Annotated in this window: 16 protein-coding genes; 8 read left to right on the forward strand and 8 right to left on the reverse strand. The window is 72.3% G+C overall.

Annotation, left to right across the window (positions count from 1 at the left end):
- Positions 1–101: 101 nt before the first annotated feature.
- From EDD27_RS14655 to EDD27_RS14670, 4 genes are all read right to left on the reverse strand, one after another.
- Positions 102–1,409, reverse strand: a complete 1,308-nt coding sequence (locus EDD27_RS14655) for an alpha/beta fold hydrolase (RefSeq protein WP_127932929.1) — start codon at positions 1,407–1,409, stop codon at positions 102–104.
- A gap of 100 nt (positions 1,410–1,509) precedes the next feature.
- Positions 1,510–1,782, reverse strand: a complete 273-nt coding sequence (locus EDD27_RS14660; protein ID WP_127932930.1) for a hypothetical protein — start codon at positions 1,780–1,782, stop codon at positions 1,510–1,512.
- A 405-nt stretch (positions 1,783–2,187) separates the two neighbouring features.
- Complete coding sequence (locus EDD27_RS14665) at positions 2,188–2,928, reverse strand: nucleotidyltransferase domain-containing protein (RefSeq protein ID WP_127932931.1); 741 nt, start codon at positions 2,926–2,928, stop codon at positions 2,188–2,190.
- Positions 2,925–3,563, reverse strand: coding sequence for a nucleotidyltransferase domain-containing protein (locus EDD27_RS14670; RefSeq protein WP_241564045.1), 639 nt, complete (start codon positions 3,561–3,563; stop codon positions 2,925–2,927). Before EDD27_RS14670 ends, EDD27_RS14665 begins: the two co-directional genes overlap by 4 nt.
- Positions 3,564–3,608: 45 nt before the next feature.
- On the opposite strand from EDD27_RS14670, the gene EDD27_RS14675 reads away from it, so the two are divergent.
- Positions 3,609–5,474: a propionyl-CoA synthetase gene (locus EDD27_RS14675; protein WP_127932933.1), complete on the forward strand. Its 1,866-nt coding sequence runs from the start codon at positions 3,609–3,611 to the stop codon at positions 5,472–5,474.
- 64 nt (positions 5,475–5,538) lie between these two features.
- A complete protein-coding gene (locus tag EDD27_RS14680; RefSeq protein WP_127932934.1) occupies positions 5,539–8,400 on the forward strand; it encodes an NACHT domain-containing protein in 2,862 nt (953 codons plus the stop codon).
- Here the strand turns inward: EDD27_RS14680 and EDD27_RS14685 are convergent.
- The gene (locus EDD27_RS14685) at positions 8,363–9,532 is read right to left on the reverse strand and encodes a sensor histidine kinase (RefSeq protein ID WP_127932935.1); all 1,170 of its coding nucleotides are present in this window, start codon (positions 9,530–9,532) and stop codon (positions 8,363–8,365) included. The two genes, EDD27_RS14680 and EDD27_RS14685, sit on opposite strands and share 38 nt — an antisense overlap.
- Complete coding sequence (locus EDD27_RS14690) at positions 9,529–10,185, reverse strand: response regulator transcription factor (RefSeq protein WP_127932936.1); 657 nt, start codon at positions 10,183–10,185, stop codon at positions 9,529–9,531. The genes EDD27_RS14685 and EDD27_RS14690 overlap by 4 nt, the downstream gene beginning before the upstream one ends.
- 168 nt (positions 10,186–10,353) lie before the next feature.
- On the opposite strand from EDD27_RS14690, the gene EDD27_RS14695 reads away from it, so the two are divergent.
- The 5 genes from EDD27_RS14695 (at position 10,354) to EDD27_RS14715 (ending at position 15,058) form a co-directional block, all read left to right on the forward strand.
- Positions 10,354–11,487 carry a sensor histidine kinase gene (locus EDD27_RS14695; protein ID WP_127932937.1) on the forward strand — a complete coding sequence of 378 codons (1,134 nt, stop codon included), beginning with the start codon at positions 10,354–10,356 and terminating at the stop codon, positions 11,485–11,487.
- Positions 11,484–12,137 carry a response regulator gene (locus tag EDD27_RS14700; protein ID WP_127932938.1) on the forward strand — a complete coding sequence of 218 codons (654 nt, stop codon included), beginning with the start codon at positions 11,484–11,486 and terminating at the stop codon, positions 12,135–12,137. The genes EDD27_RS14695 and EDD27_RS14700 overlap by 4 nt, the downstream gene beginning before the upstream one ends.
- 126 nt (positions 12,138–12,263) lie before the next feature.
- Positions 12,264–13,151, forward strand: a complete 888-nt coding sequence (locus tag EDD27_RS14705; protein ID WP_241564046.1) for a hypothetical protein — start codon at positions 12,264–12,266, stop codon at positions 13,149–13,151.
- 33 nt (positions 13,152–13,184) lie between these two features.
- Positions 13,185–14,102: a hypothetical protein gene (locus tag EDD27_RS54175; RefSeq protein WP_164903614.1), complete on the forward strand. Its 918-nt coding sequence runs from the start codon at positions 13,185–13,187 to the stop codon at positions 14,100–14,102.
- 11 nt (positions 14,103–14,113) lie between these two features.
- Complete coding sequence (locus EDD27_RS14715; protein ID WP_206641412.1) at positions 14,114–15,058, forward strand: hypothetical protein; 945 nt, start codon at positions 14,114–14,116, stop codon at positions 15,056–15,058.
- Positions 15,059–15,375: 317 nt separating this feature from the next.
- On the opposite strand, the gene EDD27_RS14720 is transcribed toward EDD27_RS14715, so the two are convergent.
- Positions 15,376–16,512 carry a UDP-N-acetylglucosamine--N-acetylmuramyl-(pentapeptide) pyrophosphoryl-undecaprenol N-acetylglucosamine transferase gene (locus tag EDD27_RS14720; RefSeq protein WP_127932939.1) on the reverse strand — a complete coding sequence of 379 codons (1,137 nt, stop codon included), beginning with the start codon at positions 16,510–16,512 and terminating at the stop codon, positions 15,376–15,378.
- Between the two features lie 4 nt (positions 16,513–16,516).
- Positions 16,517–17,332 carry a formylglycine-generating enzyme family protein gene (locus tag EDD27_RS14725; protein ID WP_127940701.1) on the reverse strand — a complete coding sequence of 272 codons (816 nt, stop codon included), beginning with the start codon at positions 17,330–17,332 and terminating at the stop codon, positions 16,517–16,519.
- Between the two features lie 328 nt (positions 17,333–17,660).
- Between EDD27_RS14725 and EDD27_RS14730 the strand changes: the two genes are divergently transcribed.
- Complete coding sequence (locus EDD27_RS14730; RefSeq protein WP_127932940.1) at positions 17,661–18,620, forward strand: Ppx/GppA family phosphatase; 960 nt, start codon at positions 17,661–17,663, stop codon at positions 18,618–18,620.
- The last annotated feature ends 19 nt before the right edge of the window (positions 18,621–18,639 follow it).

The raw sequence follows: 18,639 nt of genomic DNA on the forward strand, positions 1-18,639 counted from the left end.
CCCGCCGTCACGTGGCCGCTCACCGCCCGGCCCTTCGGCTGCCGAGTCTCAGCCACGGGTGGTGTGGCAGCAGGACGCAGTGGCGCACCGCCCGAGGCCGGTCAGGCGGGGCCTCGGTACCCAGAGGGCGGGCCCTGGCCCTCGTAGGCGGGCACCGGACGGCCGGACAGAAACGTCCGCAGGAGCCCGAGATACGCCTGGCTCTGGTATGTGCCGCCGCCGAGGTAGGCGAGTGTGGCCGAGGGCAGCGCCCGCCGGAACTCCAGGGCCGACGCCCAGCTCTGCTCGTCGCACTGGCCCTTGACGATCAGTACGGGCGCCGTCACCTTGACCAGCCGCAGCCTGAGCGAGTCCGGCGCGGCCCGCCCGGTCAGGCCGACGTAACCCCCGGAACCGGTTGCGGCGGCGGGGCAAGGACGCGGGACTTCCTCGCGGACCAGGTCGAGGTAGGCGTCCAGCTCCCGGTCGCCCGCGAACGCGTGCGCCGCCTGCGGGCTCACCCGTAGCAGCGTGGAGAGGGCGAGCAGGCGCGGGTTCGGCGTCCCGTCGCGTCCGAACACCGCCGCCACCTCGACCTTCCCGTCCGGCTCTCGCCCTTGCGGTTTCCAGGCGGGTGCCCCCTGGGACGGCTCGGTGGGAGACGCGGGGAACGACACGGTGGGGGACTCCTGGGATGGTCCGGCCGCGGAGAGCCCGGCCGGAGAAGAGAGCACCGCCGTCGCGACGCGGTCCGGATGCGCGGCCAGGTAAGCGGCCGCGAGCTGGGCGCCGTAGTCCTGGGCGATCAGGTTCACCCGCTCGGCGCCCACGGCCTGGCGGATGGCCTCCAGATCCTCCACGTCGCGCGTCAGCCCGTACCCCCGAGGGTCCCGCAGCCGCGCCGAGCGCCCGGCCCCGAGCTGGTCATAGACGTACACCTCGTAGCCGTCCGCCGCCAGCTTCCCGAAGAACGCCGACGACCCCGCCAGGTCCGCCACACCCGGGCCGCCGTGCAGGAACACCACGGGGTCGGGCCGGGTGACCCGCTTCGGCGCGAGCCGCACGTACGCCAGCTCCGAGCCCGTCGGCAGCCGCCACTCGCGCTGCCCGGCCACCGGCGCCGGCGGAGCGTGGGACGGAGCCGGGCGCAAGGTGGCCACGCTGACCTGCCAGACCACCGTCGCCTCCACCCCGAGGATCACCACCGCGCGTAACCATCGCGCCCACGCCACCCTCGGCCTCGGCACACACAGCAGCAGGCCCAGAAAGAACACCGACGCGAAGACCGCCAGGCCCGTCACCACGAACGCCGTCGGCTCCGCGCCTACCATCGCCATCCCGGCCAGCGTGGCCAGCCCCAGGACCGGCGACAGCGCCAGCACTCCGGCGCCTGTCACCGCCCGCCCGGCCAGCCTGGCGAAAGAAGCCATAAGGGGACGCTAGTGCACGCGCCGCCCCCACTCCGCGGCCGACTGCCTGTTGCGGGGATCCTCCCCAGGCCGTATGAGACCGCTGAGGCTCGACGGCAGGTCACGACGTGTGCCGCGCGTGAGCCGCTGCCGGGCCTACTGCCGAGCGAATCAATCGGCCCCGAATGTCCACGATGATCGTGGTGCGCAGGCTGGAGGCGGCCTTGCTCAGTTCCTCCAGCATGTCGCTGACCCGGGTTGCGCCGGCGAGCGCGGCCTGATCATCAGAGGTCGCCCTGATCACCGTCACAGTGTCGGCAAAAGCGCTGGCCAGCGCTTCCAGAGCGGTATCGAGCGGATGCGCGGGGTGTTCGGGCATCTTGGCAGCGGTCATGACATGTGACGGCCTTCCAGCGGACGGAAGAAGGGGGCCCTTGGCCAGTACCCGGCCCTCATCAAGGCATGCCCACGCCTGCGGCTCAGCTGAGTGATCTCCTGGTTAAGCCGCCGGCCACGACACGGCCGGCGAGCAGGCCGTACAGGAAACGCGTGCACGGCAGCGCCCGTCAAACGACGGGAGCCCTGCGAGAGCATCGCGCGGCCAATTCCCCGTCCTCGGACGCGTACGGCATCGGGCGACGAGCCGACCGTCGCGCCCGCCGACGACCGCCCACGTTCCACCGCCTCCTCCAGCAACCGGCTCTTGCCGATCCCCGCAGGCTTTCCACCACGAGGCACCCGGGCTCCGCCGCCAGCACGCCATGGACGGCCCGAAGTGCCCCTTGCCGGCCGACGAGCGTCATGGCGCCGCCAGCCGGGCCTGTACCACGAGATCGTGCAGCGCGTGTTCGGCCGCCGCCCGCTCCGGCAGCGCCGAGGCGTCCCGGGCCTCCTCCAGCGCCGCGGTCATCCGCTCCACGTCCGCCTCCACCCTCAGGACGGACGGCGACCGCCCGTGCTCGGCGTCCCGCTTCAACGCCACCAGTTCGGGCAGGTACGCGGGCCCGTACGCGTACAGCCGCGTCAGGTCGGCCTCCAGCTCCCCGGTACGCATGAGGTGTGTCCCCGTGGCCAGCACGCGGAAGGTGTAGAGCAGCGGCTTCAGCTCCATGGTCTTGAGGAAGAGCCCCCACTGCGTCCGCGCGAAGCCCAGATAGTGGTGAGCGTGATGCCGCGTCAGGCACCCGGGCGCCAGGGCGACCAGTTCCTCGTGCACCGCCGACGACGCCACCACCAGCGGCGACAGCAACTGCTCCAGCACATACCCGTTGCGCCCGAGCAGCAGCCGGCAGAACTTGGCCAGGTCGTGCGTGACCAGGTCCATCTCCACGCCGTCACGCGTCCACGTCCGCTCCAGCGTCTCCGGCCCGTGCCGTAACCCCGCCACCTCCTCGACCGGCAGCACGTGCACGCCCCGTAGATCCACGTCCGAGTCCACCGACGGGAACCCGTACAGGTGGGCGCCGCTCACCGTCGCGAACACCAGCGGGTACGGCTGCTCACCCGGGATCTCGGAAAGCCAGCCAGGCAACACGCTCACAGATTCTCCTTACGTACATCGATCAGAAACTCCTCGACCCGCTCCCGGTCCGGCGTCGCGGGCAGCACGCTCGGCGTCGCGGCCAGCTCGGCCGACAAGGCCGCCCGCCAGGCGTCCACCTCCGCCCACGGCATCTCGCCCCGCTTGATCGCCAGCAGCCGCTCTCGATAGGACCCGACGTCGACCAGCGGCTCGCCGTGGCGCACCAGGTGCAGGCCGCTCATCAGGAGCCGGATCATGTGCATGGCCTGCTTCCACTTGGGCGCGGCCGGGTCGAGCCGGCGGAACTGCGCGTCGGCGTACCCGGCGAAGGAGCTGTGCGCCTTCGCCGAGACGAACGCCCCGCGCAGGTCCCGCAGCCGCCGGCCGGCCGGCGTGATCAGCTCCACGACGGGGGACCACAGGCACTCCAGGACGGTGGGGTTCGCGTCGAGCGCCAGCATGCAGAAACGTTCGACCTCCCACGAGAACTGCTCGGGCAACGGCCCGTCCCGGTGTGTGGCCGGTTTGTCCAGCCGCCAGAACGCGGCCGTCGGCGCCGCGAACACGCCCCGCCGGTCGGTGTCCGAGGTGTCCGTCTGGAGCCCGTACGCCCGGGAGCCCACCACGACGGAAAGGATCAGGTCATTGCTCACCGGAACATCTTGCGTCATGGGGCGAGTGACTGTTCTGATCGACAAGTGGGCGGTTATGACGAGGCTTACCGGCACAGCATCGGACACCCCGACGAGTTCTGGGCCGAGGCGGCCCGCGGCATCGACTGGGACGTGGCCCCCGCCACCGTTCTCGGCGACGGCCGGTGGTTCCCCGACGGACGGCTCAACACCTGCCACAACGCGCTGGACCGGCACGTGGCGGCCGGGCGCGGCGGGCAGGCGGCGCTGATCCACGACAGCCCGGTCACCGGGGTCGTGCGCACCTTCACGTACGCGGAGCTGCTCGACGAGGTGGCGCGGACCGCGGGCATGCTGCGGGACCTCGGCGTGCGCGCCGGGGACACCGTCGTGATCTACATGCCGATGGTGCCGGAGGCGGTGGTCGCGATGCTGGCGTGCGCGCGGCTGGGCGCGGTGCACTCGGTGGTGTTCGGCGGGTTCGCGGCCAGGGAGCTGGCCGTGCGGATCGACCACGCCCGGCCCAAGGTCGTGTTGTCGGCGTCGTGCGGAATCGAGCCGGCCCGGCTCGTGGAGTACAAGCCGCTGCTGGACGCCGCGCTGGAGCAGGCCACGCACCGGCCTGACCGGTGCGTCATCCTCCAGCGGCCGCAGTGCACTGCGGGGCTCGGCGAGGGGCGCGACCTCGACTGGGCCGAGGCCGTACGCGGCGCCGAGCCGGCCGCCTGCGTCAGCGTGGCCGCCACCGACCCGCTCTACATCCTCTACACCTCCGGCACCACGGGCTTGCCCAAGGGCGTCGTCCGCGACAACGGCGGGCACGCCGTCGCGCTGCACTGGAGCATGTCCCACGTGTACGGCGCGGCGCCCGGCGAGGTCTACTGGGCGGCCTCCGACGTGGGCTGGGTGGTCGGCCACTCCTACATCGTGTACGCGCCGCTGCTGGCCGGCTGCACGACCGTGCTCTACGAGGGCAAGCCGGTCGGCACCCCCGACCCCGGCGCGTTCTGGCGGGTGGTGGCCACGCACGGCGTGCGGACGTTGTTCACCGCGCCGACGGCGATCAGAGCCATCAAAAAAGAGGACCCGTCCGGAAAATTCGCCAAAAAGTGGGACCTGTCCGGGCTGCGCTACCTCTTCCTGGCCGGCGAACGCCTCGACCCCGACACCTACCACTGGGCCTCCGACCTGCTCGGCATCCCGGTCATCGACCACTGGTGGCAGACCGAGACCGGCTGGCCGATCGCCGCCAACTGCGTCGGCCTCGAGCCCCTGCCGATCAAGCCGGGCTCCCCGACCAGGCCCGTGCCCGGCTGGGACGTGCACATCCTCGACGCCGACGGCAACGACTGCCCGCCAGGCGTCGACGGCGCGGTCACCGTCAAGCTGCCGCTGCCGCCGGGCGCGCTGCCCACCCTCTACCGCGACGACGACCGCTTCCGGCGTTCCTACCTGGAGCGCTATCCCGGCCACTACCTGACGGGTGACGGCGGCCACCTGGACGCCGACGGCTACCTCTACGTCATGGGCCGCATCGACGACGTGATCAACGTGGCCGGGCACCGGCTCTCGACCGGCGCGATGGAGGAGGTCATCGCCGCGCATCCCGACGTCGCCGAGTGCGCCGTGATCGGCGTGGCCGACCAGCTGAAGGGCCAGCTCCCGGTCGGCTTCGTGGTGCTGAAGGCGGGAGCGGAACGCGACCCCGCGGAGCTCGAACGCGAGCTGACGGCGCTGGTGCGCGAGCGCATCGGCCCCGTCGCCGCCTTCCGCCGCGCCGTGGTGGTCGCCCGGCTGCCCAAGACCCGCTCGGGCAAGATCCTGCGCGCCACGATGCGCGACATCGCCGACGGCAGGCCGTACGCCACCCCGTCCACGATCGAGGACCCGGCCGCGCTGCCCGAGATCGCCGACGCACTCGGCGGAAAGTGACGGGAAACCTGCGCGAGCGCGGCATACAGCGCATGATGGGACATCCCAGTCCCCGGGAGAAGGCATGATCGAGACACCGAGCTACGCCGACGCCCTGAGGATCCTCGGATGCAAGGACGGCAGGCTGGCCAAGGTGATCGGGTTCGCCGCGGCCGCCGAGCGCACCGGCTGGGCCCTGGCCGGCGCCGGGCAGCTGGTGATGGGGTTAGCCGACATGCGCGCGTCCATCGTGCGCTTCGGCGAGAACGTCGTGGGCCGTATGCCCGAACTGCGCGGCGGCGTGGACCGCCACACCCGTACCCAGCGTCTGGCCGCCGCGCACGCCGTGATCGTCGTCTCGGCGTACTTCGAGGCCCTCGGCGAGGCGAAGCTGCCGTTCACGCTGGACAAGCTCGACCGCAGCGACCAGATCGCGCGGGGGGTGCCCACCCGCGAGCGGTTCGCCAGGCTGATGGCCGAGCTGCTGCTGGAGCGCCTGCCCACCCCGGAGCCGCACGTGCCGTACGGCGAGACCCGTCAGGCCGTGGAACGTGCCTACCTGCGCATGTCCGAGGCCCTGGCCGGATACGCCGGCGGCCTGTCCGTCTGGGACGAGCTGACCGTCGACGAGCAGCTCCTGCTGCCGAGGATGCTCGCCGAGGGACCGCCCGCGCACGCGCTGCGGATCTACGACGAGGACTACCGGTCGCTGGCGCTGGACAGCCACGAGTTCGGGGTGCGCAGCCTGGTCACCGAGCGCCCCCAACCGGCCACGGCGTTGTCGCGCGTGGCGTGGCTGCTGGCCGAGCTCGCGCCGCCCCGGGTCGGCGACAGCCCCGTGATCCACCTGGCCAGGATGGCCGCGAACGCCCTCGACCAGCCGCTCCTGCTGGCCGGCAAGCTGCCCGAGGACGTCTACCTGCCGCTGCTCGGCGAGGGCTACCTCACCCCGCGCTGCCGCGCCGCCGAGCTCACCCGCGAGGCCACGCCCGCGCTGCGCAGCTGGTGGGAGGGCCGGCGGCTGCTGCCCGACACCGAGGCGTTCCTGGTCGGGCACCTCACGTCGCTGCGCGCCACCCAGGCGCCGCTGCTCGTGCTGGGCGAGCCGGGCTCGGGCAAGACCAAGCTGACCGAGGTGCTGGCCGCCCGGCTGGCCCGCTCGGAGTTCCTGCCGATCAGGGTGGACCTGCAGAGCGTGGGGGCGCGGGCGAGCGTCACCGAGCAGATCGAGCAGGCCATCGGCGCGCTCCTGGGGGAGGAGGTCGAGTACGCCGAGCTGGTGTCGGCCGCCGACGGGGCGCTGCCGGTCATCCTGCTCGACGGGTTCGACGAGCTGGTGCAGGGCGGCGTCGACCGCTACGACTACCTGGCGCAGGTCCAGGAGTTCCAGCGCGGGGAGGCCGGGCACGGCCGGCCGGTCGCGGCGATCGTGACCAGCCGCACCGTGGTGGCCGACCGGATCAGGTTCCCCGACGGGCTGCTGGCGCTGCAGCTGCTGCCGTTCGAGGACGGCCAGGTACGCCAATGGCTCGACATCTGGGACCAGGCCAACCGCGCCCTGCTGGCCAGGCGCGACCTGAAGCCCCTGCCCGCCGAGGCCGCGCTTGCCCACGGCGAGATGGCCAGGCAGCCGCTCCTGCTGCTCCTGCTCGCGCTCTACGACGCCGGCGGCAACGCGCTGCAGCGCGGCACATCAGCGCCGCTCAAGCGTTCCCGCCTGTATGAGGTCCTGCTCAGGGACTTCACCGAACGGGAGACCGGCGGGGCGCGGCGCGTGCTGATCGACCAGGAGCTCGTCATGCTGGGCGCGGTGGCGTTGTCCATGCTGGCCCGCGGCCGCCAGGTCATCACCGACGAGGCGCTCAACCGCGACCTGCCGGCCCTGTGCCACGGCGGCGAGTACGACTGGGCGGAGGAGCACGACCCCGTCGACTGGGTACGCAGGGCCACCGAGCGGTTCTTCTTCGTCCGCAGGAACGGCCACGCGTTCCTGCACTCCACCTTCGGCGAGTTCCTGGTGGCCTGGCTGGCCGTGTACGCGCTGCGCGACCTGGACAGGAGACGCCGCCACGCCGGCGACGAGCCGCTCGCCCTGGTGCAGAGCGTGGACGACGACCTGCTGTACGCCGTCACCTCCCACTCGTGCCTGGCCGAGCGGGCGGCGACGGTCGGGTTCATCCTGGAGCTGCTCGACGAGGTGCCGAGCGCGGTGCGGGCCCGCTGCGCCGAGCTGCTGACCGGGCTGCTGCGGCGCTCCCTGTACGAGCGCAGCCGCCGCCATTTCACCGGTTTCCGCCCGGTACGTCACACGCTGACCCGGCGCCTTGCCGCGTACTCGGCGAACCTCACCCTGCTCATCGTCGCCGCATCGGAGGAGCCGGTCGCCGTCTCGTCGCTTCTGCCCGGACCCGGCCACCTGGAGCGCTGGGCGTCGTTCACCCACCTGTGGAAGGGCCAGCTGGGGGAGGAGGGCTGGCAGGGCCTGATCACCGCCCTGGCGGCGCAGCGCGTGGTCGAGGGCGGCAAGGAGGACGTCGTGCTCGGCGGCGCCGCCGATCGGGCGGCGACCTCCGGCATGGGCGACGTGGTCGTGGCCGTCGCCACCGGCCAGAGCCCGCGCCACCGCCGGCTGCTCGACCTGCTGCTGCGCGCGCTGGGGGAGGGGCGCGCCCTGCCCTACCGCGACCGCGTCGCCATCCTGGAGGAGCTGCTGCGCACGGCGGCGGTCCGCTCGCCCGCCATGCAGCAGGCGCTGGGCGCGTTGTGGACCGAGCCCGGCGCCGACCACAACGAGCTGCGGCCGCTGCTGCGGGCCGTGCTCGCCGATCCGGCCGGCCGGATGGCGACCTGGGAGCAGCTCGTCAAGGCCGGCGTCCCGGAGACGGAGCTGTGGGACCTCCACGAGGACGTCAGGGAGCCGACGGATCCACCGGCAGCTCCACGGTGATCGTCAGCCCGCCCTCGTCCCTCGGCCTGGCCGTGACCGTGCCGCCGTGGGCCTCGGCGATCACCCGGACGATCGACAGGCCGAGCCCGCTGCCCCGGTCGGAGCGCAGCCGATCCCCGTGCAGCCGCCGGAACGGCTCGAAGATCGTCTCGATCTCGTACGGCGGGACCTGCAGCCCCGTGTTGGCCACGACCAGCTCCACCTGATCGGCGCGCCGCCGCGTGGTCACCCACACCTCGCCCTTGGGGTGGTTGTGCCGGATCGCGTTCTCCACGAGGTTCTGCACGAGCCGCTCGACCAGCACCGCCTCGCCGGTCGTGGGAGCGGAGTCGAGCAGCCGGTGCATGGTCACCTCCCGTTCGGACGCCTCCGCAGCCGCCTGATCCAGCACGTGCTCGGCCACGTCCGTCAGGTCGAACGGCCGCCGGTCCAGCACCGCCTGCTCGCCCTCGGTCAGCGCGAGCAGGCCGTCGATGAGGCGCTCGTGCCGGGCGTTGACCAGCAGCAGCGACTCTCCCAGGCGCTTGACGTCCTCGGTCGCGTCCGGCCTGCGCACGGCCACGTCCACGAGCGTCCTGTTGATCGTGAGCGGGGTGCGCAGCTCGTGCGAGGCGTTGGCGACGAAACGCCGCTGGCCGTCGAACGAGCGGGCCAGCCGGCCGAGCATCGTGTCATAGATGTCGGCCAGCTCCTTCACCTCGTCGCGCGGGCCCTCGTATCCGATGCGGCCGGTGAGGTCGTGGCTCTGGGCGACGCGCCGCGCGGTCTCGGTGACGTTCCTGAGCGGCCGGAGCACGGCTCCCGCAGTCCGCCAGCCGAGCGCGAACGCCCCGCCCGTCCCGGCGAGCACCGCGACGGCGCCCACATTGCGCACGCCGGTGAGAGTGCTGTCCTGATAGGCGGCACGCACCTGGAGCCCGAACCCGCGGGCCAGCTCGTACCCGTCGGAGTACCGGTCGGACCAGAGATAGCCGTAGCCGCCCCGCTGGACCGTGATGGTCGCGGGGTTGAAGATCGAGGCCCGGTATTCGAGACTCGACCGCACGACGAAGTAGACGACCGTCAGCACCAGAGCGCCGAGAACGACGAACACCGCGGCGCAGGCCAGGGCGAAACGGAGGCGGACGCTCATGGGATGCGATACCCCGATCCCGGCACGGTCTCGATGACCTGCGGCTCGCCGAGCTTCTTGCGTAATTTCATCATCGTCGTGCGCACCGTGTTCGTGAACGGGTCGATGTGCTCGTCCCAGACCTTCTCCAGCAGGGTCTCCGCCGAGACCACCGCGCCCTGGGCGCGCAGCAGCTCGGCCAGCACGCCGAACTCCTTGCGCGCCAGCGGCACGTACCGTCCGTCGCGGAACACCTGCCGGTGCGCCCAGTCCAGCCGCACCCCCGCCCGCTCCAGCATCGGCGGATCCGCCTTCCTGGCCCGCCGGCCGAGCGCGTGCACCCTGGCCACCAGTTCCTCGAACGCGAACGGCTTGGGCAGGTAGTCGTCGGCCCCCAGCGACAGCCCGGCCACCCGGGAGCGCACGTCGCCCGCCGCGGTCAGCATGAGCACCCGTACCAGCCAGCCGCGCTCGACCACCGTCTTGCACACCTCGTCCCCGTGCACCAGCGGCAGGTCCCTGTCGAGGACCAGCACGTCGTAGTCGTGCACGCCGAGCCGCTCGAGAGCCGCGTCCCCGTCGTAGGCGACGTCCACGGCCAGCGCCTCGCCGCGCAGGCCCTCGGCGATCGAGTCGGCGAGCATCCGCTCGTCCTCGGCGACCAAAACCCGCACCGCACCCCCAAAGACGTAAATGCCCGTCAGTTTGTCCTGGCCCGTATAACGCAGGCATAACCAGATCAGCGTAGGGCCCGCAGCCCGCGTGACTACCGCGCCCGCCGTACACGCGTTGCCGCGGCAGGAGTATCGCGCGGCGGGGCGGAGGCGCACTACCGTGCGGGTGTGAAGACGTTGGGCCTGGTGTGCGGGATGGCGGCGGCCGTCTACTTCTCGACGATCATGGCCTACGGCAACCAGCCGGACGCCAGGCCGCTCGACCTGCTCGGCTACGCGCTGCTCGGCGCGACGGCGCTCGGGCTGGTCTGGCTGCGGGCCCGGCCCGAGGCCGCGCTGGCGGTGTGCGCCGGCGCGGCGGCGGCCGTCTTCGCGCTCGGCTACGCGAAGGCGTTGTGGGCGTTGCCGCCCCTGGTCGCGCTGTTCTGCGCCATCGCGGCGGGGAACCGGCGGGCCGGATGGGCGGGGGCCGCATTCCTGGTGGCGGTGCCCGGCGCGGCGGCGATCGTGCGGTGGGACGCCGAGGTCGCGATCGCGGTCCTCGTCTGGGCGCTGCTCGTGCTCACGGCGGCCCAGCCCGCGGAGGTGTCGCGGGCCCGGCGCGCCTACACCGCGGAGGTGGAGCGCCGGGCCGCGGAGGCCGAGCGCACCCGCGAGGAGGAGGCGCTGCGGCGCGCCCAGGAGGAGCGGCTGCTCGTCGCCAGGGAACTGCACGACGTCACCTCGCACACCGTGTCGGTGATCGCGTTGCACGCCGCCGTGGCCGCCGAGGCGCTGGAACGCGCCGGAGGGCCGCCCGAGGCCGCCGCCGCCCTCCAGGTCATCCGCACCTCCAGCCGGCAGGCCCTGGCGGAGATGAAGGCCGTGCTCGGCGTCCTGCGCCCCGGCACGCCGGGTTCGGGAGGTCCGCCGCCGGCCGATCCCCGCGACGGGCGGCAGCCCATGCCCGGCTCCGCGCAGCTTCCCGCGCTCCTGCGGACCGTCGGCCTCCCCGTACGGCTGGACGTCGAGGGCGAGCAGCGACCGCTCCCGCCCGCCGCCGACCTGACCGTCTACCGCGTCGTCCAGGAGGCCCTGACCAACACCATCAGGCACGCGGGCGCCACCACCGCGGCCGTGACGCTGACCTACGAGCCGGCTGCCGTGACCGTGCGGGTGGACGACGACGGCCGGGGCAGCCGGGCCCCGCGCGGCCACGGCCTGACCGGCATGGCCGAGCGGGTCGCCGCCGTGGGCGGCCGGCTCACCACTGGAAACGCCCCCACTGGCGGCTTCCGCGTCACCGCCCGGCTGCCCGCATGATCACGGTCCTGCTGGCCGACGACCAGCCGCTGGTGCGGGCCGGCCTGCGTGCCCTGCTCGACACCGAAGAGGACATGACCGTGGTCGGCGAGGCCGCCGACGGCGCCGAGGCGGTGCGGATGGCGGGCCGGCTCCAGCCCGACGTGGTGCTGATGGACATCCGCATGCCCGAGCTCGACGGCCTCCAGGCCACCAGGACGCTGGCCGCCTGCGGCGTGCGGGTCGTCGTGGTGACGACCTTCGACCTGGACGAGTACGTGTACGAGGCGCTCCGCTCGGGAGCCAGCGGCTTCCTGGTGAAGGACGCCGAGCCGGCGGAGATCCGGCACGCCGTGCGGGTGGCCGCCCGGGGTGACGCCCTGCTCTCGCCCGGCGTCACCCGGCGGCTGATCGAGGAGTTCACCGCGCGGCCGGCCGGCCTGGACGCCGACCGGCTGGCCCCGCTGACCGGCCGCGAACGCGAGGTCCTCGCCGGGGTCGCCCGCGGCCTGACCAACCCCCAGATCGCCGAGCGGCTCTTCATGAGCCCGCTCACCGTCAAGACCCACGTCAACCGGATGATGGCCAAGCTCGGCGTGCACGACAGAGCCCAGCTGGTCGTCATCGGCTACGAGACCGGGCTCGTGCGCCCCGGCGACCAGCCGGGCTGAGCACGGCGGCCCGGTGATCTCGCCGGTTTTCCCACACTGACCGTTCCGAGGCTGACACTTGGCCGGAATGTTACGTACTATCCGAACATCACGAGCGTTGGGGGCGCCAGGGTGCCAGGACAGAGCGTGGGTGTGGTCGTCGATCCGGGAGTTCCCCCGGAGGTAGCCGGACTGTTGCGTGCGAATGCCCCGCTGCTGTCGAGGGTGCGGGCAGGGTGGGTGCCTGCCGCCGCGGCACACCAGACACGCCGCAAGGGCCCCTCCAGCGCCCTGCTCCTGGCCATCACGCCCGCCGTGATCGCGCTCATGGCCGTTCTCCTGGCCTCGCACCTGGCACCGGTCGGTTTCGTGCTGCTCGGCACGTACGTCTTCATCGTCCTCGTCAAGATCGCCTCCATGAGCGAGGTGCCCGAGGATGACCGCCCGCACGAGCGCCACGTCTACGAGCAGGCCCGCTGGTACGACGGCCGCTACCTCCTGTCCGACGACTTCGACCAGGAGGCCAGGGTCGTGCTGGCCAGAGCTCAGCGGGCCATCGGCTCGGTGCTGCGCTCCCACGTCAACGCCGAGGGGCTGCTGGACGACGCCCGCAACGCGGTGATGCTGCCCGCCCAGGAATGGGAGATCGCCCGCCTGCTCGCCAAGCTGTCGGCCCTGCGCCGCGAGCACAGGGAGCTGCTGGCCAGGGGCATCGCCCCGGAGGTCGCCTCGGTGATCGAGCCGCTCGAACGCGCGCTGGTCGGCAGCGAGGCCGCCGTGGTCGCCCGCGTGGAGGCGCTGGAACGTTACGCCGCCCACGTCGCCGAGGCCGAGCGCGCCTACCACGCCCGTGGCCAGATCGAGGAGCTGCGGTCGAGGCTGCCGCGCTACGAGGAGCTGCTGGCCGAGTCCGGGGCCGACGCGCTGGCGGTGACCGAGATCGAGCGGCTGGCCGAGGACGCGGACGTGCTGGAGCGGACCTTACGACGCAGCGTCGCGTCCGCGCACGAGGCGTTCAAGTATCTGGAAGGCTGACAGTCGGACAGACCGGCACATAGGATCAGTTACGTGCCCGGACGTCAGGCGAAGGTGATAGTCGATCCGGCGGTGCCCCGCGACGTCGCGGACCTCTTACGTGACAACCCTGAGACCCTCGCCCGCATCCACGTCGGCTGGGCGCCCGCGCACAAGCGTCTGCACCTCGGAGCCGGCTTCACCGTCCGGCTGGCCGTCACCGGCACGGCCGCCCTGGCCGCGTTGTACGGCCTCGTCCTCTTCGTCGCCGGGCTCTACACCCCCTTCGTCGTGATCATGACCGGGGCGGCGCTGCTGATCGTCTCGGTCCTGCTCAGGCCCCGGCCCGACGCCGAGGTGGAGCGCCGCCACGCGCTCGAACGCCTCGTCCACGACAAGAGCCGCGAGCACGACGGCCAGTACGTCCTGCGCGATCACCTCGACGAGCCCGCCCGCGCGCTCATGGCCCGCGCCCAGTCGGCCGTCGGGCAGATCATGGACTCCCGGGTCAACGCCGAGGGGCTGCTCGACGAGGCGCGCAACGCGGTGATGCTGCCTGTGCAGGAGTGGGAGATCGCCCGGCTGCTGGCGAAGTTGTCCGCGTTGCGGGCCGAACGCCAGGAGGTCGTCTCCGAAGGCGTCACCCCTGAGGTGGCCGCCGTGGCCGAGGCCCTCGGCGAGGTGCTCGACAGCAGCGAGGCGGCCGTGGTCGCCCGCGTGGAGGGGCTGGAACGTTACGCCGGCCACGTCGCCGACGCCGAGCGCGCCTATCGCGCCAGGCACCAGATCGAGCGCCTCAGCGCCACGTTGCCCCGCTACGAGGAGCTCCTGGCCGAGTCGGGCGCGGGCGGGTCCGCCGTACCGGAGCTCAGCGAGTTATCGGACGACGCCGACCGCCTTGAGCAGGCGCTACGCGAGAGCGTCAGCTCGGCTTATGAGGCTTTTCGTCACCTTGGGGGCGATTTCGCTTAGGATCCGATTTTGTGGCGGATGTCGTGGTAGACCCCGGAGTGCCGCCGGACGACGCGCAACTGCTGAAACAGAGCCGGCGGATCCTCATCAAGATGCGACAGGGCTGGGCTCCGCAACCGCGCAGGGTCCTGTCCAGCGCGCACTGGCGTATGGTGGCGGCCTTCGCCACGGTGGCGTTCTTCGGGCTGATGCTCGGCTTAGGCGCCGCGGGCAGGGGACTCGGCCTGCTCATGCTGGTGCTCTTCGGCATCCCCCTCATGATCGTGCTGTTCGTCCGCAACGACCTGCCTGGCGACGAGGAAGACGACTTCGAGCGCGACATCTACGAGCAACTGCGCTGGTACGAAGGCCGTTACGTACTCACCGACGACCTCGACGAGGCCTCCAAGAGGCTGCTGACCCGCGCCCAGCGGGCGATCGCCACGGTGACCGGCTCCCGTGTCAACGCCGAAGGGCTGCTGGACGACGCGCGCAACGCGGTGATGCTGCCCGCGCAGGAGTGGGAGATCGCCAGGCTCCTGGCCAAGTTGTCGGCACTGCGCACCAAGCACAGGGAGACCATCTCACGGGGGGTCACGCCCGAGGTCGAGGCGGTGGCCGCGCCCCTGGGGCGGGCGCTCGACAGCAGTGAGGCCGCCGTGGTCGCCCGGGTGGAGGCGCTGGAACGCTACGCGGCCAACGTCACCGAGGCCGAGCGCGCCTACCGAGCCCACCAGCAGATCGCGGAGCTGCGGGGGCGGCTGCACCAATACGAGGAGCTGGTGGCCGAGACCGGCGCGGACGGCTTCGCCACGACGGAGCTGGAACGGCTGGCCGCCGATGCCGACCGGCTGGAGCAGGCGCTGAGGCGGAGCGTGAGCTCCGCCCATGAGGCCTTCCGCTACCTCGACCCCAGCCCACCCGGCGACGATGACCCGCCACCCCTCCGGGGCGCGCCCGACGGCGACCGCCCCTAGCCGCTCCTCCACACCTCCCGCATCGCCCCGCGCCGCCGCCTGCGGCCCCAGAGCGCCTCCCAAAGAGCCCCCGCGCCCGCCCTCCGACCTCCCAAGGCCCTGCGCCGTTTCGGGCGTGCGCCGCTTGGGGCGTGCGCCGCTTGGGGCCCTCCGCCCAAACTCTCGGCCATGCGCCCGCTCTGGGCCCCTCCGCCCCCTTGGGCCTCCCCGCAGGAGGACGCGGCCGAAGTGCGGAGGGTGGCGAAGGAACGCAGGGCCAGTTGCGGTGACGAGGGGACAGCAAGGCCGGGCTGGGCCGGGGGCCGCGTCCGGGAGCGCTAGGCCGTCTGGGGCCTGGCCGTTTCCAGCAGCAGGTCGCACAGCGCGTCGGCCGCGTCCACCCGGCCGAGCTTGGCCGCCGCCTGGCCCATCGCCTGCCGCAGCCCCGGGTCGGCCAGCAGCGGCATCAGCTCGGCCAGCAGCTGCTCGCCGGTCGGATGCGGCTCGAGCAGCGCCCGCGCCGCCCCCGCCGAGGCCAGGTACGCCGCGTTCTTACGCTGCTCGTCACCCCCGGTCGGGATCAACGGGATCAACACGGACGGCCTGCCGATCGCGGTCAGCTCCGACACCGTGCCCGCCCCGCTGCGCGCGATCACCACGTCGGCGGCGGCGAACAGGTCGGCCAGCTCGCCGCCTACGTACGGCACCGGGTGATAGCGGTCGGCCAGGTCGGCGGGCACCTCGACGGCCCGCATCTGCTCGATCCAGGCGGGACCGCACTGGTGCACGACCTGCGCGTGCGGAAGCAGCCGCGGCAGGATCTCCGCGATCAGCGTGTTGATCTGCTTGCTGCCCTGCGCGCCCCCCGTCACGTAGATCAGCGGTACCTCGAACGTCAGCCCGAACAGGTCGTACGCGGCCGCCCGATTGCCCTGCAGCAGCTCGGGCCGGACCGGGTTGCCCGTCACCACGGCCTTCTTCCTGGCCGAAGCGGGCAGGTACGCCAGCGACGACTCGTGCGACAACGCGATCCTGGTCGCCAGCCTGGCCAGGATCCGGTTGGCCAGCCCCACGACGGTCGTCTGCTCGTGCATGACCAGCGGCCGCCTGATCAGCTTGGCCGCCACCCCGATGGGCACCGCCACGTAACCCCCCGTCGACAACACCACGTCCGGCAGGTAGCGGGCCGCGTGCCCGATCGCCTGGCACACCCCCACCGGGATGCGGAACACGTCGGCGATGTTGGTGCCCAGCTCCTTGAGATTCGGGCGGCGGCGGAGCTTCCCCGTGGTGATCGCCTTGAACGGGATGCCGTGCTCGGCCGTGATCCTGGCCTCCAAACCGCCGGCCGTGCCCACCCAGAGCACGTCGTGCGGCACCTGACGCCGCTGGATGGCCGACAGGGTGGTCAAAGCCGGATAGGTGTGACCACCGGTGCCGCCGCCGGTGATCAACAGTCGCAGGGTTCGTGACATGCGATCAGACTATGGCCGCACAGCGGAAACCCGTGTGCCCGGTCGAGGAGTCCGGTGTGTTGGCGGTGCGGGCGGCCACCCGGTAGCGGTTGCAGTAGGAGTCGTGGCACATGTACGAGCCGCCGCGGATCACCTTCGCCGACCCCTCCGCGGGTCCGGCCGGGTTCTCGGCGTGCGGCTCCCACGTCGTGCCCCACCAGTCGGCGGTCCATTCCCACACGTTGCCGGACACGTTGTACAAGCCGTACCCGTTGGGCTGGAACGACTTGACCGGCATCGTGCCCCGGCTCGGCGCGGTGGGGAAGCGGCCCTGCCAGATGTTGCACCGTGGCCGCCCGCTGGGCGCCAGCTCGTCGCCCCACGGGTACCTCTTCTGCTCCAGCCCGCCGCGGGCGGCCATCTCCCACTCCGCCTCGGTGGGCAGCCGCTTTCCCGCCCATGTGGCATACGCGGTGGCGTCGTTCCATGACACGTGCACGACGGGGTGGTTCTGCCGGTCGCCGATCGACGACCCCGGGCCTTCGGGGGAGCGCCACGTGGCGCCCTCCACGCCCGCCCACCAGGGCGCCCCCGGCACGGTCGCGTCCATCACGCCGCCGGTGACGAACTGCCGGAACACGAACGACCAGCCGATCCGCTCGGCCTCGGTGACGTACCCGGTGTCCTTGACGAAGGTGGCGAACTGCGCGTTCGTCACGCACGCCGGATCGATCAGGAACGGGTCGAGCCGCACCTCCCTGACCGGACCCTCGCCGTCCTCGGGCCGGCCGTCCGGGTCGTTCCCGCCCATGAGGAACGTCCCGCCGGGGACGCGCACCATCCCACGCGGCGCCGCCCGCCGCGTGGTGATCCCCACCGGCTGCCGGTGCGTCCCGGCGGCCGCGCCGTCCCTGCTCGGGCCACAGCAAGCGCTCAAAGATCCCCCAAACGTGTCACGACACCAAGGAAGGGTAGTCCCTGGACCGTGCCCCACGATCACGCGGCCGCCCCAGGTCTCGCCCTCCTTGGTGACCGAGCATCGTGGCACCGGGCGCCCGCGGGCGTTCCTGCGTGAGCGCTCAGTCAGGCCACCCGTCACGTTGGAGGATCCGATGCCCGTACCCACCCTCTGTTTCGCCGTAAAAGCCCCAGAACGGTAGCGTTTTCCCATGCGACTCGGCGTGCTGGACATCGGCTCGAACACGGTTCATTTACTGGTCGTCGACGCCCATCGCGGCGCCCGGCCGATTCCCGCGTTCTCTCACAAGGAGGGGCTCCGTCTGACGGAGTACCTCCGCAAGGACAACCGGCTGGCGGAGGAGGGCATCGAGCGGTTGTGCGCCTTCGTCCAGGAGGCCGTCCACCTGGCGGAGGACAAGGGGGTGGAGGACCTGCTGGCCTTCGCCACCTCAGCCGTGCGCGAGGCGGCCAACGGCGAGGAGGTGCTCGCGCGCGTCGAGGACAGCTGCGGCGTGCACATCGAGGTGCTGTCCGGGCGGGACGAGGCCAGGCTGACGTTCCTGGCCGTGCGCCGCTGGTTCGGCTGGTCGTCGGGGCGGCTGCTGGCCTTCGACATCGGGGGCGGCTCGCTGGAGATCGCCGCCGGCGTGGACGAGGAGCCGGACGTGGCGGTGTCGCTGCCACTCGGCGCCGGGCGGCTGACCCGGGACTGGTTCACCGCCGACCCGCCGGCCGCCGACGAGGTGCGCAAGCTCCGCAAGCACGTACGCACCGAGATCGCCCGCACCGTCGGCGACATCGTCAGGTACGGCGAGCCCAACCGAGCCGTGGCCACGTCCAAGACCTTCAAGCAGCTGGCCAGGATCGCCGGAGCGGCGCCGTCCAGTGACGGCCCGTACGTGGCGCGCTCGCTGTCCCGGCAGGACATGGCCGAGTGGGCGGTCAAGCTCACCACGATGAACGCGGCCGAACGGGCGGAGTTGTCCGGCGTGTCCGAGGGCAGGGCCGCCCAGCTCGCCGCCGGGGCCCTGGTCGCGGATGCGGCTATGGACCTGTTCGAGGTGGACCGGCTGGAGGTGTGTCCATGGGCGCTGCGCGAGGGCGTGATACTACGCCGACTCGACCTCCTGCCGGGGCGTCACGACCAGTCCGCCCCCGGGTCGGAGTAGCCGCAGTCATCGGAGTAAG

The organism is Nonomuraea polychroma (assembly GCF_004011505.1).
Lineage (GTDB): Bacteria > Actinomycetota > Actinomycetes > Streptosporangiales > Streptosporangiaceae > Nonomuraea > Nonomuraea polychroma.

Bases quoted from the DNA above. Each gene is read 5' to 3' on its own strand.
- EDD27_RS14655 (WP_127932929.1), bottom strand. From the start codon at position 1,409: ATGGCTTCTTTCGCCAGGCTGGCCGGGCGGGCGGTGACAGGCGCCGGA.
- EDD27_RS14660 (WP_127932930.1), bottom strand. From the start codon at position 1,782: ATGACCGCTGCCAAGATGCCCGAACACCCCGCGCATCCGCTCGATACC.
- EDD27_RS14680 (WP_127932934.1), top strand. From the start codon at position 5,539: ATGATCGAGACACCGAGCTACGCCGACGCCCTGAGGATCCTCGGATGC.
- EDD27_RS14685 (WP_127932935.1), bottom strand. From the start codon at position 9,532: ATGAGCGTCCGCCTCCGTTTCGCCCTGGCCTGCGCCGCGGTGTTCGTC.
- EDD27_RS14700 (WP_127932938.1), top strand. From the start codon at position 11,484: ATGATCACGGTCCTGCTGGCCGACGACCAGCCGCTGGTGCGGGCCGGC.
- EDD27_RS14720 (WP_127932939.1), bottom strand. From the start codon at position 16,512: ATGTCACGAACCCTGCGACTGTTGATCACCGGCGGCGGCACCGGTGGT.
- EDD27_RS14725 (WP_127940701.1), bottom strand. From the start codon at position 17,332: ATGGTGCGCGTCCCCGGCGGGACGTTCCTCATGGGCGGGAACGACCCG.
- EDD27_RS14730 (WP_127932940.1), top strand. From the start codon at position 17,661: ATGCGACTCGGCGTGCTGGACATCGGCTCGAACACGGTTCATTTACTG.